The sequence below is a fragment of the Pelotomaculum schinkii genome, assembly GCF_004369205.1.
In the GTDB taxonomy this organism is placed as follows: Bacteria; Bacillota; Desulfotomaculia; order Desulfotomaculales; family Pelotomaculaceae; genus Pelotomaculum_C; species Pelotomaculum_C schinkii.
In genome coordinates this window covers 2,177,564-2,195,721 of record NZ_QFGA01000001.1, presented here as the reverse complement: position 1 = coordinate 2,195,721, position 18,158 = coordinate 2,177,564, and the positions used below count along the sequence as shown (strand labels likewise).

At 48.7% G+C, this 18,158-nt stretch carries 13 protein-coding genes, 1 tRNA gene and 1 other RNA gene; 13 read left to right on the top strand and 2 right to left on the bottom strand.

What is annotated here, in order from left to right; translation table 11 throughout:
• Nucleotides 1-60 precede the first annotated feature (60 nt).
• The 4 genes from Psch_RS10215 (at nt 61) to Psch_RS10200 (ending at nt 7,010) form a co-directional block, all read left to right on the top strand.
• Complete coding sequence (locus tag Psch_RS10215) at nt 61-1,287, top strand: restriction endonuclease subunit S (protein ID WP_190240091.1); 1,227 nt, start codon at nt 61-63, stop codon at nt 1,285-1,287.
• A complete protein-coding gene (locus Psch_RS10210) occupies nt 1,284-4,496 on the top strand; it encodes a type I restriction endonuclease subunit R (protein ID WP_190240090.1) in 3,213 nt (1,070 codons plus the stop codon). The genes Psch_RS10215 and Psch_RS10210 overlap by 4 nt, the downstream gene beginning before the upstream one ends.
• A 212-nt stretch (nt 4,497-4,708) precedes the next feature.
• A complete protein-coding gene (locus tag Psch_RS10205) occupies nt 4,709-4,951 on the top strand; it encodes a hypothetical protein (protein WP_190240089.1) in 243 nt (80 codons plus the stop codon).
• Nucleotides 4,952-4,955: 4 nt separating this feature from the next.
• On the top strand, nt 4,956-7,010 hold the full coding sequence (locus Psch_RS10200; protein WP_190240088.1) for a hypothetical protein: 2,055 nt from the start codon (nt 4,956-4,958) through the stop codon (nt 7,008-7,010).
• A 120-nt stretch (nt 7,011-7,130) separates the two neighbouring features.
• On the opposite strand, the gene Psch_RS10195 is transcribed toward Psch_RS10200, so the two are convergent.
• Complete coding sequence (locus Psch_RS10195; protein WP_345789075.1) at nt 7,131-7,688, bottom strand: MFS transporter; 558 nt, start codon at nt 7,686-7,688, stop codon at nt 7,131-7,133.
• Between the two features lie 368 nt (nt 7,689-8,056).
• Between Psch_RS10195 and Psch_RS10190 the strand changes: the two genes are divergently transcribed.
• The 4 genes from Psch_RS10190 to Psch_RS10175 all read left to right on the top strand — a co-directional run bounded on the left by Psch_RS10190 (nt 8,057) and on the right by Psch_RS10175 (nt 11,914).
• Nucleotides 8,057-8,320 carry a (2Fe-2S) ferredoxin domain-containing protein gene (locus Psch_RS10190; protein WP_190240087.1) on the top strand — a complete coding sequence of 88 codons (264 nt, stop codon included), beginning with the start codon at nt 8,057-8,059 and terminating at the stop codon, nt 8,318-8,320.
• A complete protein-coding gene (locus Psch_RS10185) occupies nt 8,317-10,068 on the top strand; it encodes a [Fe-Fe] hydrogenase large subunit C-terminal domain-containing protein (RefSeq protein ID WP_190240086.1) in 1,752 nt (583 codons plus the stop codon). Before Psch_RS10190 ends, Psch_RS10185 begins: the two co-directional genes overlap by 4 nt.
• 3 nt (nt 10,069-10,071) lie before the next feature.
• A complete protein-coding gene (locus Psch_RS10180) occupies nt 10,072-11,223 on the top strand; it encodes a SpoIIE family protein phosphatase (RefSeq protein WP_190240085.1) in 1,152 nt (383 codons plus the stop codon).
• A gap of 61 nt (nt 11,224-11,284) precedes the next feature.
• Complete coding sequence (locus tag Psch_RS10175) at nt 11,285-11,914, top strand: CBS domain-containing protein (protein ID WP_134219524.1); 630 nt, start codon at nt 11,285-11,287, stop codon at nt 11,912-11,914.
• 36 nt (nt 11,915-11,950) lie between these two features.
• On the opposite strand, the gene Psch_RS10170 is transcribed toward Psch_RS10175, so the two are convergent.
• A complete protein-coding gene (locus Psch_RS10170) occupies nt 11,951-12,334 on the bottom strand; it encodes a response regulator (protein WP_190240084.1) in 384 nt (127 codons plus the stop codon).
• A 1,065-nt stretch (nt 12,335-13,399) separates the two neighbouring features.
• Here Psch_RS10170 and Psch_RS10165 point away from each other — a divergent pair.
• From Psch_RS10165 to dnaX, 5 genes are all read left to right on the top strand, one after another.
• Nucleotides 13,400-14,608: a M48 family metallopeptidase gene (locus Psch_RS10165; protein WP_190240294.1), complete on the top strand. Its 1,209-nt coding sequence runs from the start codon at nt 13,400-13,402 to the stop codon at nt 14,606-14,608.
• 106 nt (nt 14,609-14,714) lie between these two features.
• The gene (locus Psch_RS21390; RefSeq protein WP_282432443.1) at nt 14,715-14,837 is read left to right on the top strand and encodes a hypothetical protein; all 123 of its coding nucleotides are present in this window, start codon (nt 14,715-14,717) and stop codon (nt 14,835-14,837) included.
• 285 nt (nt 14,838-15,122) lie between these two features.
• A tRNA-Ser gene (locus Psch_RS10160) sits at nt 15,123-15,212 on the top strand.
• 74 nt (nt 15,213-15,286) lie between these two features.
• Nucleotides 15,287-15,551: signal recognition particle sRNA large type (gene ffs / locus Psch_RS10155), an RNA gene on the top strand.
• A gap of 818 nt (nt 15,552-16,369) precedes the next feature.
• Nucleotides 16,370-18,145: a DNA polymerase III subunit gamma/tau gene (gene dnaX, locus Psch_RS10150; RefSeq protein ID WP_243124005.1), complete on the top strand. Its 1,776-nt coding sequence runs from the start codon at nt 16,370-16,372 to the stop codon at nt 18,143-18,145.
• The last annotated feature ends 13 nt before the right edge of the window (nt 18,146-18,158 follow it).

Genomic DNA, 18,158 nt, shown 5'->3' with positions numbered 1-18,158 from the left:
AATATTCTTCCTCCAGCAACGTCAGCCGGAAAAATACTTTCATGAGAGTTGGGGTTATAGATGAAAACATACAGTTTAGGCTCAATTATAAATAAATATGGTGGGCTAATTCAAACTGGTCCGTTTGGCTCCCAACTTCATCAATATGATTATTCGCAAGAAGGTATTCCGGTTGTAATGCCTAAGGACATCAAAAATGGCCGGATTGATGAAAATACAGTGGCTAGGATTCCGGAGCGTAAAGCACAAGAGCTATCTAGACACTGTTTGAAGCAGGGATCCATTGTTTTTCCTCGAAGGGGAGAAATCAGCAAATGCGCTTACATTGAAGCAGACCAGGAAGGTTTTTTGTGTGGTACGGGCTGTATAAAAATTGAGTTACCCAGGGAAGTGCTATCACCACGGTTCTTTTTTTACTATTTGGGACTGCGCCACGTGGTTGAATGGTTGGAGCGTAATGCCATTGGTACTACCATGCTTAATCTGAATACCTCAATCATTGGGGGTATCCAGATACCGGATATTAATATTAGACGCCAAATAGAGATAGCAGATGTTCTCTCTGCCTACGATGAACTGATCGAGAAAAACCGGCGACGTATTGATCTTCTGGAACATGCAGTACGGCTGCTTTATAAGGAGTGGTTTGTCCACTTTCGCTTCCCTGGCCATGAGCATGTCAAGATTAATAATGGTGTTCCTGATGGGTGGGAGAAGGCTAAGATAAAAGATTATTTTGATTTACTCGGTGGTTTTGCATTCAAAAGTCAGATTTACCAGGAAAGTGGCAAATACGGAATAGTAACGATTAAAAATGTTCACAATGCCCAATTTATCCCAGATTGTAGCGCGTACATAGATGAAATACCTGAGAGTATGAAAGAACATTGTCATCTCTGTACGGGTGATATTCTACTGTCCCTTACTGGCAACATAGGTAGAGTGTGTATTATTTTCGGTGAGAACTTCCTACTTAACCAACGAGTAGCGAAAATAAGCCCCAGGAAAAATATTCCCAAGTGTTATGTTTATTGGACATTTAACAATGAGGGCATGCAGAGAAATTTAGAAAACCTAGCCTATGGTGTTGCACAGCAGAATCTTAGCCCAGTAAAAGTCGGCGAGCTAGATTTTATTTTGCCACAAAGTAGAATTTTGGATTTATTTGAATCCTATGTTGAAGCCACATTCAATATCATTTGTAACTTGAATTTAGTAAACCAAAATTTGAAGAAGTCTCGCGACCTCCTGCTCCCACGTCTAATGAACGGAGAGATTGCCGTATGAGTTACTTAAACGAGGACACTCTGGTCCAGCAGACAACCGCCGATTATCTGCACGACGAGCTTGGCTGGGAGTCGGTCTATGCCTACAACACCGAGACCTACGGGCCTGATGGCTTGCTGGGCCGGGCGTCGGACCGAGAGGTGGCGCTGACGCGCTACCTGCGGGCAGCCCTGGAGGAGTTAAACCCCGGCTTACCGGAGGACGCCTATCGTGACGCGGTACGGCAGATAGTGGAATACAGCGCCATCCAGACCACGCTGGCCACCAACCGGGAGAAATATGCCCTGCTTAAAGACGGTGTGCAGGTTGCCTACCGCAATAAAAAGGGCGAGTTGAAAAAAGAACGGCTGCGGGTCTTTAACTTTGATGAACCCGAGAAGAACCACTTCCTCTGCGTGCGCGAGCTGTGGGTGCGGGGCGATCTCTACCGCCGCCGGGCGGACATCGTCGGTTTCGTCAACGGCATTCCGCTGTTGTTCATGGAGCTGAAAAACGTAAACAAAGACATCCGCGCCGCTTACGAGAAGAACCTGGCCGACTATAAGGACACTGTTCCGCACCTGTTCCACCACAATGCCCTGATCATACTGGCCAACGGGGTGGAGGCGAAAATCGGGTCGTTCTCCAGCCGTTATGAGCACTTTCACGAATGGAAACGACTGGAGGAAGAGCAGGTCGGCGTGGTGGATATGGAAACTGTGTTGAAAGGTGTCTGCGACAAGCGCAATTTTATGGACCTGTTTGAGAACTTCATCGTGTTTGATGAATCCACGGGGGCGCCGGTCAAGATCCTGGCGCAGAACCACCAGTTTCTCGGTGTTAACCGAGCTATGGAAGCGGTGGCGGACAGGGAGGCGCGACAGGGCAAGCTGGGGGTGTTCTGGCATACCCAGGGGGCCGGTAAGAGTTATTCCATGGTCTTTTTCACCCGCAAGGCGCACCGCAAGCTGGGCGGTAACTTCACCTTCCTGATCCTCACTGATCGTGATGACCTCGATACGCAGATATACAAGACTTTTGCCGGGTGCGGGCTGGCGGACAACGACCGTGATCCCTGCCGGGCTTCCGGCGGCGGGAATTTGAAAGAACTGCTCGGCCAGCACAAGGCCTACGTTTTTTCACTGATTCAGAAATTTAACCAAGATGTGGACCCGGAGGAGGGCTACTCGCAGCGGGACGATATTATTGTAATCACAGATGAGGCGCACCGCACGCAGTACGGACGCCTGGCGCTCAACATGCGTAACGCCCTGCCCAACGCAAGCTATATCGGTTTTACCGGTACGCCGCTGTTCAAGGACGACGAGATCACCCGACGGATATTCGGCGGCTATATTTCAACCTATGATTTTCAGCGAGCCGTGGAGGACAAGGCCACCGTACCGCTCTATTATGATGCCCGGGGGGACAAACTGGGCATTGCCACCAAAGAAATCAACGAACGTATTGCCGAGAAACTGGAGGAATTGGAGACTGGTGGCATTGACGTCCAGCAACGTTTGGAAAAGGAGCTAAAGCGGGATTATCACATTATCACGGCAGGGAAAAGGCTGGATCAAGTAGCCCGTGATCTGGTGGAACATTACTCAACTGCCTGGGAGACAGGCAAAGCGATGCTGGTGTGTATCGACAAGATAACTTGTGTACGTATGTTTAACCTGATCGAAAAATACTGGCAAGCTCGCATCGCTAAACTGGAGTCAAAAATAACTGAAGCAGGCGATGAGCAGGAGGAAGTATATCGCCGTCGGCAGGTCGCCTGGATGAAGGAGACGCAAATGGCCGTGGTGGTCAGTGAGGAGCAGGGAGAGGTTGATAAATTCCGGAATTGGGGTTTGGACATCACCCCACACCGCAAGCTGATTAAAAACGGTTTCGCAACCGTCGACGGTAAGCGGCTTGATGTCGAGTCGGCATTCAAGAAGGAGGAGCATCCCTTCCGTATTGCTATTGTGTGCGCCATGTGGCTCACCGGCTTTGACGTGCCCAGCCTCTCCACGCTCTACCTGGACAAACCGCTGAAGGCGCACACCCTGATGCAGGCCATTGCCCGTGCCAACCGGGTTAATGAAGGCAAGAACAACGGTCTGATTGTCGATTACTGCGGTATCCTGAAGAACCTTCGTAAGGCCCTGGCGACCTTCGCTGGCCAGGGGGACGGCGGGCGCATTGGTGGCGGGGGAAAAACTACTCCGGCCAAACCCGCGCATGAATTACTTGACGATCTGGCTGAGGCTATCTCGTTTGTACGTGCATTTTTAAAAGGCCGGAACGCTTCACTGGACGACATTATCACCAGAACCGGCTTTGGCCGCAATGCCGCGATCCTCGCCGCAAAGGAGGCGGCTAACGAAAATGATGAGACACGCAAGCGCTTTGAGGTGATGTGCCGCGAGGTTTTCAAGAAATTCAAGGCCTGCCTCAACATTAAAGGGGTTAACGCGCACAGGAAAGCATATGATGCGGTCAACATCGTCTATCGAAGCCTGCAGAAGGATCGGGAGGAGGTGGATGTCAGCGATATTATTATGCGTCTCCATGGAGTGGTGGATCAAGCCATATTGACAACAGCGGACCGCATTGTAGACAAAACTGGTCCTTATAATATTGCCGGCATCGATTTTGAACTTCTTCACAAAGAGTTTGCACGGAGCCCGGCCAAGAAAACCACGGTTCAGAACTTAAAGCAAATTATTGAGCAAAGGCTGCAGCGGTTGCTTGCTCAGAACCCGCTGCGCACCGACTTTCAAAAGCACTACGAAGATATTGTGGCTGAATACAACCTCGAAAAGGACCGTCCGACCATCGAAAAGACCTTTGAGTCCCTTCTCAAATTCGTTCAGGACCTTGATACGGAGGAAAAACGAGCCATGCGGGAGGGACTGGATGAAGAAAGCCTGGCGATTTTCGATCTCCTGAAAAAACCGGAGCTTTCTCCTGGTGATATTAAGCGGATTAAGCAGGTAGCAATGGAGCTTCTACAAACCCTAAAGGCGGAGAAGTTGAAGGTTGAGCGCTGGCGGGAGAAAGAGGCCACTCGCGACGCCATTCGCATCACAATTCAAGACTTTCTCTGGAACGAAGAAACTGGACTGCCGGTGGAAAGCTTTAGTGAAGATGATGTTAACGAAAAAACGGAAGCAGTTTATCACCATGTTTTCAGAGTTTATCCGACACTACCGTCTCCTTATTTTGCAACTGCCTCGTAGTAATTAAAAATCCATTGGCGCTTGGTTATATAACGGTCAAGGCTGAGGGTGGTATGGAATGTTAACAGCGGGGGGGCTGAACGGGAACAATGAAACCGCTGAATATTTAATAGCATTCTAACTGGGATTAAATTAATTGTGAGAAAGATCGATTTTGACGAAGTCCCGTTTGTATTTTAGAAATGATCATAGTCTATCAGGGTTTTGTAAAGTTGAAAGGCCTTGTTTTGCCATTTTTCAGAAATGGTTGGGGAGAGTTAAAGCCCAGGCTTTTATGTCTGATAATATTAAATATTGTCGAAAAGTTATTGAATAACCCCAAAAGGGAATTAATGATGCACAAAGAATTTAATTTAAACAATGGAAAAATATTAATCTCAAGGACTAAAGTTGTTGATTGCAATGACGGTTTAGGCTATTCATGTGGAATTTGCATACTAATCTTCAGGAGGTGATTCAATGGTTAGCGAATGTACGGAAGAAAGCAATAGGGTGAAAGCTATCCCTTCGTTGCCGGATAGTTTTAAGTGTAGGCCTTGGCTCAAACTGACACGGGATCGTATTATTAAGTCGGCTTTAGTAGAGGTAAGTATACCTGTTGACGGATTCTTTAACAACGCATGCGTATCTCCCCAGGACCCTTCAAACGGTAATATTTCAATCTTTATGATTTATTATCCAGAGTTGTACATGCTTGATTACAGTTTGCAGAAAAAAAGAAGTCTTAAGATACCTGATGGAATATCTGTCGGTTTAATGTCTGCATATTCGACATCCGGAGTATTTTTTATAAACAATGTGATCCGTGAACCGGGTCCTTTGGTCCAAGTGGATTTCAATACGGGGAGTTTTGTAAATGTTAAAACTCCCTCGGATAATATTTTGGGGGTTTGGACGCAAAATGGCAAGGTGTGGATTAGTACCCTGGAAAACTATATATATTGCGCCGATGTAGCTGATATTAAAAACTGGAACAAGTGTTTTCAGACGGTTAACACCCTTGCTGCAGTTACATGGAATGGTGATAACGATAATCCTCAATACTATTATATTACCTATGATAAGCAGGGAACGCTTTACCGGGCTAATGTTGAAACCCCACAAGATACTACCATAATTTATGAGACTGGATTTAATTATTATGATAAAGCTTATGCTACTCCTGACGGCGCATTATGGATAAAAAAAGACGGAAAGTTGTTATTGCTTGACGGACCTGACGGCACCCCGACAGGTGAAATAAAGTGGTATGATCCTTTCAGTGTCAATCCGTCAGGAAATGATGAGGTGCCGGCCTATGAAGATAGGATTGCTCTTCCGCTAACTGCGACAAATATATTATTTCAGTTTCATGAGAGCTCCGGGAAATTTTTTTACAGGAGACTGGGCATAGGGGTACTTGACCAACCGTCCTTGCCGTTCCCGTCATATACGGGTGATGAGTTGTCGGCTTACAATATCATAAGTAAACAATTGATTGAAGGCTATGGTAATCCTGCCCCATCAGAAGTTTATGACATACGCGCAAGGTACCCAAATACTTCTGCCGCGCAGGCAGCAGCCTATCTTAGCGCGGTTATGGAAGTTGCAATGCCTGAAGGGTTTAATCAAGCAGCCTGGGATGCTGTTCAGGATGAGATATGGTTTGAGCTATATAACCTTGTGAGCAATATAAGCCTGTGGCAAGGTATGACAGACCTTACCGATCTTAGAGACGGAGTAAGCCAGCATGCTTTAAACTATGTCAGCAACTATTTGCAGATTCCCAGCACGGCCACCCCAATTCAAAAGCAGGCGGGCCTGGTAAACGGGTTAACCATAGCAGGCGCAGTTTTCGGAGAGGTGGGCTCTGTGGCTACGGGTGTAGCTGCCGTGCTGAGCGCTGTCGCCTTGCCGGCAGGTGTAATTGCCGCAGCAGCCGGTGGTGTGGGAATTTTACTGTCTCTCTTTGCGTCAATGGAACAAGGCTGGGATGTGAAAATAAATGACCAGCACTTTACCATTTCCATTGTATATGCTGATTTAGAGAAGACTTTAGGTCCTGTTTTTGCGTCTACACTTGACCTGATCAGTCAGTATCAATACCAGTCCACGTCTGAACTGGGAGCGCTTGCTTTAAGCGGTATGCTTACACGTTCCGGTGTGTGGGATGTAAGTGAAATTATTAAAGATGGCGACAATAGTGATCCCAATGCTCCCGTACCAGACAACATGATGGGATATTATAATAAATGTTGTATTGCGTACTTACAGGCTTTTATGCCTAAAATAGCTTGGATAGGTTTGGATCATAATGATAATATTTTCGCAGACACTTATTGGTATGGCAGATCTTTTGATTTGGTGTCACCTGATGGAGTTGAATACCAATGGTGTGCTTTGCTGCAGCAGGCGGATGATAATGATAAACTGCTGGGACAAAATATCGAGCCTCTGGTATTTGACGACCTTAAAATCCCGCCGGAGGAGATCTTCTTTGGGCTCAATGGCTGGAATATGCCAAGACTTATTTAATATGACCTCTAGTGGATGAAAGAACGGTTCCTACTTATATTATTTATTAATTATCCTCCATATGGAGGACTTCTCTTTTTTTTATGGTATGCCGAAAGGGTTATAGTTTTGTTTTCGAGCTTAAGAACCGGCCTTTTCCGTATAGAGGTTATGGGAGCCCCGCATGAGTGCTACTATGGTTGCGATTACGCTGATAATAAAGGATACCCAGAAGGTCCGGTGCAGCCCGAGAATAAATTCAGCGGTTACTATCCCCTGCATATCAACATGAGTTCCGGCAAAAAGCCCGCGCAAAGCTTCCGGGGACATGCTGGAGGCGGTCATAGCCAGGCCCAGCGCGATACTGACTACAGCTCCGGCGTTATTCATCATGGTACGGGTGCCTGCTGCGATGCCGCGTCTTTCCGGGGCCACAGCTCCCATAATCGCGTTGGTATTCGGTGAAAAGAAGAAGCCCGAGCCCAAACCCATAACGATGAGCCAGATGATGACCTCGCCCATGGTGGTGTTTGCCTGAAGCCTGGTGAGGCCCCAAAGACCCAGGGCGGACACTGCCAGGCCAAGTGAGCTGAGTTCCCGTGAACCATAACGGTCGGATAAAAAACCGCTCACGGGAGCGATAATCATCATCGCTGCCGCAAAGGGTATCAGCAGTATGCCGGCCCGCAAGGGCTCTATGCCCCAAATAACTTGAAAGAAAAAAATTCTTTATTTTGATCCTGTCAAAGAACAATAGCTTGTCCTGAAGCGGGGTACGAAACCAACTGGAGTATTTATTTCCAGCTCCTGAAGCAACACAAACCGTTCCTTCCTTCTCAAAAATTAACGGCAAAATCTTTTGATCTTTTTTGTACAAGGATGAACTTTACTGTGGTAAACTGATATTATAGTCCATAGTATTTACCAGTATTTATTTAATCAAAATCTAGTGTTTTTATCCTGAAAATATACAAGTGATAAAAAAGCACAATTTTAAGTCATCTGCAAGTAATGAGCAATTAATTTCTGTCGATTAACGATGATTTAATAGATTGCGGGGTGATTTGATGCTTACCATACAGGTTTGTGTCGGTAGTTCCTGTTTTCTGCGCGGTTCAAAAAAAGTTATAGCAGAAATAGAGCAGTTAATTAAACATTATAAGCTTGAAGACCTGGTTACACTCAAGGGTAATTTCTGTTTGGAACGCTGCAATGAAGGCTCTACCGTAATGATTGGTGATAAGATTTTCACAGGGGTATCAATCGATAATGTTACCGGACTATTTGAAAAGGAAGTTTTTGCAGTATTATACGGGGTGGAGAAAACATGAACTTAATTAAAACTAACGACGCCAAGTGCCGTGACTGTTACAAATGTGTGCGTCACTGCCCGGTTAAGGCTATTTCCATTAAAAGCAATCAGGATGAATCCCAGGTACATGTCAAGGTTTTAGATGAAAGCTGCATCCATGACGGCCTGTGTACATCAATTTGTCCGCAAAAGGCCAAGGTTGTCGTAAGTTTACTTGAGAAAGTCAAGGAACTGCTGAACAGTGAGTCCGGCATGGTCGTTGCCAGTGTCGCTCCTTCCTTTCCATCTGCCATACCGCTGGATGATCCCGGCCTTTTTCCTTCACTGCTCAGACGTCTGGGGTTTTCCTATGTCGGGCAAACAGCTGTCGGAGCCGAGCTGATTGCGCTTGAGCACCGGCAGTTAAATGCTCCGGGCCCGGTTATCTCCAGTGCCTGCCCTGTCGTGGTAAACCTGGTTGAGCAATACTATCCGCACCTTATTCCATATCTATCCCCGCTGGTATCTCCCATGGTTGCTCACGGGCGGTATCTGAAAACCCGGTTCCCCGGCTGTACTGTGGTTTTCATCGGGCCGTGCATTGCTAAAATAGGGGAAGCAATGTCTGAGGAAGTCAGGGATGCGGTTGATTACGTCCTGGGCTTTAATGAGGTATGGGACTGGATCAAAGAGGAAAACGTTGATTTGAAAGAAATCCCAAAAGCAGGTTTCGACGGGTATACACCCGGTCCCGCCCGCTTGTTTCCCGTTGAGGGCGGGCAGCTCCTGGCCAGCTACATGAGCACCGACATTATAGATAGAGGCGTTCAGGCTGTGTCCGGTCTGGACAACTGCACTACTCTTTTTAAAAATTTTACCCCCGCGACAATAGAACAAAGGCCTGGTTTTACTGAGCTTCTGGCCTGCAGCGGGGGCTGCCTGGGCGGTCCCTGTGCGGCTTCTGCCGACGATATTTATTTGAAAAGAATAAAACTGATGGACTACTACAGCTATAACGTGCAGTGGGAACAGCCACTAAACCATAGGATGGAAAAACTTTCCATGCCGGCGGACCTCTTGTACCGGAAATACCGGGACAGAAAAGTGAACCTGCCCGTTCCGGACGAGGGACAAATAAAAGATATTCTGGCCATGTCAGATAAGTTTGAGCCCGGGGATGAATTGAATTGCGGCGCCTGCGGTTTTGACACCTGCCGGGAAAAGGCTATAGCAGTATATCAGGGCAAGGCTGAACCACAGATGTGCATACCTTTTATGAGAAAAAGGGCGGAATCCCTTTCCAATATGGTTTTACACGCCCTCTCCGACGGGGTGATTATTGTTGGTGAGGACCTCACCATCCAGGAGATCAACCCTGCTGCTGAAAAAATATTTGACTGCGCCGGCAGCGTCATTGGTCAGAAACTCGATAAATTGATTGATCCTTCGGAATTCATACGAGTTTTTAAAGAAATGACCATAGTAAAATCTTCAATTTGCTATTTAAGCAACAAAATGGTTACCAGGCAGATCATTTTCCCGCTGGGCAACAGGGCCGTAGGCATATTTACAGATATTACAGCTGAATTGAGGAAACAGAAAGAACTGCAGTTGGTAAAAACCCAAACGATCCAAAGGGCACGGGAGGTAATCAAAAAACAAATGACCGTGGCCCAGGTTATCGCCGGTCTTTTAGGTGAAACCACAGCCGAGACCAAGGTCCAACTCAATCAGTTAATTAACCTCATGAAAGAAGACGGCGTTGAGGAAAAGGAAAGGAAGGAGTAACAAGTGTCCTTCTATCTGGATATAGGGTACTCCCAGTTGAATAAAAAAGGGGAGGAGCTCTGCGGGGATTCCGTTGAGACACTCCGCTCGGATGATGTAACGGTTATTGTACTTGCCGACGGCCTGGGAAGCGGTGTGAAAGCCAATATTCTTTCCAGGATTACGGCAAAAACTGCTGCCACGATGCTGAAGATGGGGTGCAGTGTAGATGAGGTTTTGGAAACAATTGCTGTAACCCTGCCGATGTGCAAGGTCAGGAAACTGGCCTATAGCACCTTTTCAATCCTGCAGATCGACAATAACGGGCAGGCTTACCTGGCTGAGTTTGACAACCCGCACGCTTACTTGGGAAAGAAAGGTTCTCTTTACTACCTTAACAGAGACCGGCGCAGGATAGGTGATAAAGAAATAGCTGAAGCCCGCTTTAAGCTGGAGGAAGGCAACTGGCTGGTCCTGATCAGCGACGGCGTGCTCCACGCCGGCCTGGGGGGGGTGTTGAACCTCGGTTGGGGCGAACTGGAGGTCGGCAAGCACATTAAGGACCTGGCCGCGAAGGGTTATGACGCGGCTGATTTGGCCCTTGAGGTTATAAAAAAGTGCAATGAGCTCTATGGGGGCAAACCGGGTGACGACGTAAGCGTGGTGGCTGTCAAGTATAGAAAATTGCGCACTGTTACAGCGCTTGTCGGTCCTCCGCGCAATCCTGCCGATGATCGCAAAGCGATTGCGAAGCTTCTGGCAGCAGGTGGTAAAAAGGTGGTATGCGGCGGGACCACCAGTAAGATAGTCAGCCGTATAACGGGTAAAAAAGTGGAGGTCAACCTGGCCGGCAGCTCGGAAGAAGTGCCTCCCACCGGTTTCATGCAAGGGATAGATCTGGTTACCGAGGGCGCCATCACACTTTATTGTGCGTTGCAATTTTTAAAGAAAGGGGTCAAGTTAAGAGATGTAAATCAGGCCCTGGACGGCGCCAGTCAGCTGGTCTCCGAATTTTTGCAGGCTGATGAAGTGCATTTCATTGTCGGACTGGCAGTAAACCAGGCCATGCATTATCCAGGCTTTCCTCTGTCCTGTGTTATGAAAAACCAGACGGTCAGAGATGTGGCCGAAATGCTGTTGAGTATTGGTAAAAAAGTCACCATAGAGTATTTTTAAAACACATATAGAAAAAAGAGCATTGATTAAAAAGATTTTTTTGTAGTTTGGGGGTTAGACTTTGTTTGTACGTGATTATATGTTGGCGGCGCCTATTACAATCGGCATGGACAGCTCTGTTGCCGAAGCGCTGGAGATTATGGAAACAAAAAAAATTAGACAGTTGCCTGTTGTCTCCGGGGACAAGCTGGTTGGCATGGTGACAGAAAAGCAAATTCTAAAAGTTTCTCCGTCACCGGTCAGTTCGCTTAATGTTTTTGAAACCAGGTATTTTCTTGAAAAATTAAAGGTATCAGAGATTATGTCCGGGTTTCCCCTTGCTTTGACGCCGGACACGACTATTGAGGAAGCCGCCGTGTACTTAAGGGAGCACAAACTTGGGAGCGTTCCGGTGTTGGATGGGGACCGTTTGGCGGGCATTATCTCTATTACCAATATCTTTGACGCCATGGTCAAGTGCCGGGAATACGACCTGACGGGTACCATCCTGATTATAGAGACCATGGACCGGCCGGGCCTGCTGGCAGATGTGCACCAACTGCTCAGCAGCGCCGGGGTGCGGGTCAAAGAAACCATATATCACGTCAAAGAAAATAAGCAGGCTAAAATTAAATTAAGGCTGGCCACGTCTGTCGGCCGGCAGTTGGTGGAAGGTCTGGAAAATATGGGCCTAACCGTAACCGCTGATTAAGAAATTACTGCAGACAGCCTGCTTATTGCGTCCTGCTCAACTAACGGCCAGGCATTGTGAAGTGGTCAGTTCATTAACGATTTCCACCACCTTAAACAGGTCGAAGGGCTTGGTGATTAACGTACGGTAGCTGTTGGCAGGTGGGAAGTTTCTTGAATCAGGAATAGAGCCGGACATAATTACCACCGGGATTTCTTGAAACTTTTGATTTTTATGCATGGTCTCCACCACAGCGCGGCCGCTTACCCGGGGCATGCAGAGATCAACAAGCACGATGTCGGGGAGGGGGCCTTTTTCCAGTTGCTGTAATCCGCACAAGCCGTCCTGGCAGGTTCTGACCTCATGTCCCTCTTCGCTCATGGCAATCTTAAGTACAAAAGCAATATTAGGTTCATCCTCCATTATCAAAACACGGGCCATAACTGGGTCTACCTCCTTAGATGATAATTAAGTGACTTATTTCATTGTTTGTGTTCTAATGAGGTGTTATACGATTTTGACCTAAGGTCAAATATGTCTTTGGCTCCATCCTATCCGTGTGGAAGGAGGGAATTGAGGGGCTTGGACTTTCGTCATGAATCTAGTATACTACCAAGGTAAAGTGAAGCATGTCGGGATCTGTCATCCCCCGGGAATTTTCTTTGGCTATTTCCAAGGCCTAAAAAACAGGTATTTTCAATGTGCGGGGCCCTTTGCAACGCTCTTGTTGTCGTATTTTTAACATGGTAGTGGAGAAAAAATATGAGAAGTGTCGATATGGGGATGGCAATGTCAAAAATTTTTTTATATATTCAGCAGGATAATTTTCGTAAGTAGCCTTGAAGAAAACTGATTTTTATGCTATTCTTTATTTAAGCACCATCCTTACAGTGACTCAGGTTGCACTGTATTGCAAGACGTCGGAGTATTTTCGAGTGTTTGTTGCAAGAAGTAGACCAGTCTATAGGGTAGTGTTTTTTCAGTCTCAAATCAGTGCTTTTAGGGATTCCAAAGAAAGGTTATTTGTGTATTTAAGCGCCAAGGAGGATTTAGAGCGTAACCTATCACAGTCGTTCCGTTGATGAGTCAGGTTTGAAGAGCGTCTTCAAAAGATCGGTATTCAGACTGGGAAGCGGGAACAGTAAGCTGTAAGGATGGTTGCTTTACTAAGGGAGAAGGCCTGAGCCTTCTCCTTTTAAATTTAATATGGGATAATCATAAGTAAGGCGGTGAAAGTTAATAGTACATAGCGGCTGTAAGCTGCAAGTCGTTGGGCACAGGCAGCTCAAGTTGCAGGACCCAGGTAAATATGGTCTAAAGTATAAGGTGTAGACATATATAGTCGTAGGTCGTACGCCGTATGGATATAATTCATTCCCTGTGGGTATTTTTTTGAGTAGCCATGTTTTTTGAACAATGTCATGAGATATTTTTTTGCGCCTTACGACCTTACGACCCAATTGGGGGTGTGGAAGTCTGCCTCGATTTAATCATATCTGGCTTATACTGATATTACTGGCTGGGGTCTTCAGCCTCTTATACCTCTGGTTCTCCCTCTTCCCCGGACGCATAAATCCGGAGGTTTTGCAGTACTTCAGCCCGGATCAGGTAGCCCGCGGCCGCCAGTACAACAGGATACCAAACCTGTTGTCTGCCGGCAGCTTCCTGGTACAGGCGGTCTTTCTGATCTGGCTGGTCTTTGGCGGCCGGGCTGTCTCACTGTCCCGGTGGGCTCAACAGGTTGCCGGTGGAAGTTACTGGGGGGGCGTTTTGCTGTTCTTTGTGGTGTTATGGCTGCTGTTGCGCCTGTTAGACCTGCCATTTACTCTTTCCAGCAGTTATTTTTGGCAGCAGCACTGGGGATTTTCCACCCAGAGCCTTGGCTCCTGGTGGTTCGATTACTTGAAGGGAGCGGGGCTGGACCTGGCTCTTTCCGCAGTGGGAGTGGTCTTGCTGTTTCTGGCAATGGGAAGGTGGCCGGGGACTTGGTGGGTCGCCGGAGCTGCGTTTGTCTCAGCCTGGTTGATAGTTCAATCCTTGATCTGGCCGGTGGTGGTATCGCCGCTTTTCAACCGTTTTGTCCCGGCCGGGGACCCGGAGCTGGTAACCATGGTCCAGGAACTGTCGCAAAAAGCCCGGCTGCCGGTGGACCAAGTGCTGATTATGGACGCCAGCCGGCGCACCATCCGTGCCAACGCCTATTTTGCCGGGGTGGGGCAAACCAGGCGTATTGTACTTTACGATACCCTGCTGGCTGATTATCCGCCTGATGAGGTGAAGGCGGTGGTGGCCCACGAGATGGCGCACTGGCGGCTGGGTCATATAACGCGAGGTTTAACCTGGGGTATTCTCGGCAATATCGTACTCTGGGGTGTCCTCTTTTTGACACTGAGAGCGACCCTGCCGCCGTACTTGCGTTATCCGCCGCACACCTGGGCGGTAATACTGTTGTTCTTTTTGCTGGTTGGTTTTGCCGGCAATCCCCTCCAGAATTATTTTTCAAGGGGAATGGAAAAAGAGGCCGACCGCATGGCGGTGGAACTGACCGGCGACCCGGCCGGAGCAGTACACCTGCAGGTGGACCTGGCTGGCAGGAACCTTTCAGACGTGGCCCCGGCGCCATTTGTGGAGTGGTTCAGCTACAGCCACCCACCCGCCATGAAACGAATCAATGATATCCTGCAGTATGACCGGCAGCAGCCTTTGCCTGAATAGAATAGACAATCTGCCAAGCAGTCTTAATGGACTTCTACTTAGTCATTTTCATAGTACTTTTCTATTGGGTCGCGCGAATTTGTACCTTACATATGGGAAGCGCTTTGTGCATGTTTTCAGGGTAGTTGCTCACGCCGCTATCGCGGCGCCACGTATCATGAAAATACCAGCCGATGTAGGCGCCATTTCAATCGCACACGGCGCGTCAGCGCCGCACTTGGGCATCTAATGCAACTTTTGTGCGAATGAATTTACACCTGCATTTTCAGGAGAGGGAAAATGTAGGCGCTAATTTTTTGCGGCTTGCGATTGAAAAATAATGGTTGATTCATTCGGACCCCAAAGAAATACAGATATACCCACGTCCCACGTCTCATGTCCCAAAACGCTTGCATTTAATCGCATTTACATGTATAATAATCTACGCCGCAGTGTTGCTTGCGGTTTAGATGAATACATTGGGCGCAAGCGCGGCTAGCTTTTCGGGCTTGGCCCGGCATCAGACGTAGTGCACGGAGAGATGGCCGAGTGGATGAAGGCGCACGCCTGGAGAGCGTGTGGACGGGTAACTGTCTCGTGAGTTCGAATCTCACTCTCTCCGCCATAAATTTACCTTCTTAGTACAGCTGCTGTTTGCTTACAAAACGGCAGGCCTGTCCCCAAACTTTACAGAGTTGGCCGTGCTAGACGGGGAGGTAGCGGTGCCCTGTACCCGCAATCCGCTGCAGCGGGGTTGAATTCCCGCCCCAGGGTTTAGCTTGTGGGGTCCGGCAGCCGTAAGGAGCGTTGAAGATTGGGTCTCGTGCGACGGGGCTTCTTGAACCGTGTCAGGTCCTGACGGAAGCAGCACTAAGGGAAATACCCCGGGTGCCGCGAGAGTGCCTGGTCCGAGCCACCTGCGGGTGTACCGCCCGGAAGCTAATATTCGAAGGCAGGTGCATGGCCTTCATTTATTAACCGCCTCCAACTTGGCAGGCGGTTTTTTAATACCCTAAATTTTCTTCCTGTTCTTCTTCCCGGTGTTTTTTGTTGTTCACGTAAACGGCGCCGTGGCCGTAGTATTTGGGAGCCTCGTTTTGAAGTGCGGGCTCACTAACCTTAAACACCTCCTGGTTTAGCTTGGCCGGGCTTAAACATAATTATTACCGAACAGGGAAATGGGTTTGAGCGACGAAGTATATAGGCAGAATAAATACAATGGGAGGCATCTGTCTCGACATTTGCCTCACCTGTCTCAAGAATATCGCTCGAAAAGGCTTGACTTGCGGGCTTGGGGTAAAAAATAGCCGTAGGTCGTAAGGCGTAAGGCGTAAGGCGTAAAAAATAATAGCAGGGGCTCATCCCCCTACCTTTTTTAATAACCTTACACCCTACGCCTGACCCAGATACAAGTCAGTATAAGCCTACGCCCTACGACTGACCGGTAAGAAATGCAGTATAAGCCTGCACCTGGGTGCGTTCCTTAGCGCGTGCGTAGCTTAAAAGTCAAAGCTTAAATAGCGCGTAGCTACCGGATGGCTGTCTGTCGATGCGGTCGGCATACGCTCTTGTTTTACAAATGTAGAATTGCGAAGAGAGCGGAGGATAACCCCAAGCCCACTACGCATGAGGCTTTTCGAGAACCAGTTAACAATGACCTTTACCATTGCGATACACTCAAATTTATATTGAATGCAAAACTATGTTCATGTTAATCCGCACTCACATTTAAAGACAGCCCAGAACATTATTCTCAGGGTGGATGGACTGGAAAGGAATTTGATGATGGCATATCGGGCATTGTACCGGGAATGGAGGCCCCAGGCCTTCGGCGCGATAATCGGTCAGGATCACATAACCCGTACGCTTAAGAACGCGGTGGAGGCCGGGCGGGTGGGACACGCCTATCTTTTTTGCGGCGCCAGGGGCACCGGTAAAACGACCACCGCCAAGGTGCTGGCCAAGGCCTTGAACTGCCTGCAGCCGGTGGGTCCCGAGCCCTGCAATCGCTGTGACAACTGCATTGCTGTCACGGAGGGGTTTTCCGTTGACGTTATTGAAATAGATGCGGCTTCCAACCGGGGTATCGACGAAATCCGGGACTTGCGTGAGAAGGTTCAGTTCACCCCAAGCACCGGACGTTTCAGAGTTTACATCATTGATGAAGTGCATATGCTCACCAACGAGGCCTTCAACGCGCTCTTAAAGACGCTGGAGGAGCCTCCCCGTCATGCGGTGCTGATCCTGGCCACAACCGAGCCGCATAAAATACCGCTGACTATTTTGTCCCGCTGCCAGCGCTTTGATTTTAAACGGATCACTCCCGCCGGCATAATCGGGAGGCTTAAGGAAGTAGCTGCCGGCGCACAACTGGAGGTGGAGGATGAGGCGCTTCGCCTCATTGCCAGGGCCGCCGAGGGCGGGCTGCGGGATGCCCTCAGTCTGCTGGACCAGGCCGCGGCTTTCGGGTCATTGACCATAACAGCAGAGGACGTTCACAACCTCCTGGGGACCGTGCGGGTGGATGCCCTAAACAAGATGGCGGGTTACCTGGCTGCCGGTGAAGCGGGCGCGGCGCTCCGCCTGGCTGGCCAGCTAACAGCCGAGGGGAAGGACTTGCGCCTTTTTGCCAGGGAAATGGCGGCCTACTTGAGAGCTCTTCTATTAGAAAAAATAGCGCCGGGTTCAAATGCGCAAGAGGCCTGGGATACCACAGGGCTCAGAGCCTGTATGGCGCAGTTCAATGAAGAAAGACTGGTAAAGTCAGTTGAAATCATGGCTGCCGCAGAACAGGAAATGAAGTGGAGCACCCTGCCCGGTATTGCCCTGGAACTGGCGCTGATCAAGGCCTGCCGGCAAGCCGGCGGGGAAGATTTGGCTTCTCTTACCGCAAGACTCAACGCTTTGGAAGAGAAGCTAAGCAAGCTGGGTGCGGACGGGGTTGTTTATGGAGAGCGGCCGGTCCGGGAACCTGCGCCAAACAGCAAAGCCATGGAACCAGGACTGAAAAAACGGGATCCGTCCGGTTTGGAGAAGGACGCCGGTGTATCCAGTACACCCCTGCATGCAGAACGGAAGGGAAGGCCGGGTTCGGTCCCGGCGAAGGTTGCGTATCAGCCTGCGCCTTCTTCACAGGAAGCGGTTCAGAATATGCCAACACAACCGGAACCCGAAGCAGGCGGACTTGTCGGCCTGGAAGAGGTCAAGAAGTTATGGCCGGAAATTTTAGAGGTAGTCCGGAAGGAGCGCCTGCCGCTTTACCACAATTACTTGAAGGCCGTTCCCCTTGCCGTTAAGGGACGGGGGTTGGTGGTCGGTTTCCCCGAGGGGGATGAATTGGGCAGAGAGATTGCAGAGCTTCCAGACAACAAAAATTATCTGGCCGGGCTCCTTTCCAGGTTTTTCAAGGGAGAATGGCAGCTGGTGTTTAAACACTATCAGGGCAAGATAAGTATACCTGAGCCAAGGCAGGCGCCCAAACCAGCCATAGTAGACGTCAAAAAGCAGTTTGGCGGAGAGGAAATAGAGCTCGAAGAAGGTTCAGACAAGCTCTTTTAAAACGAAAATAAAA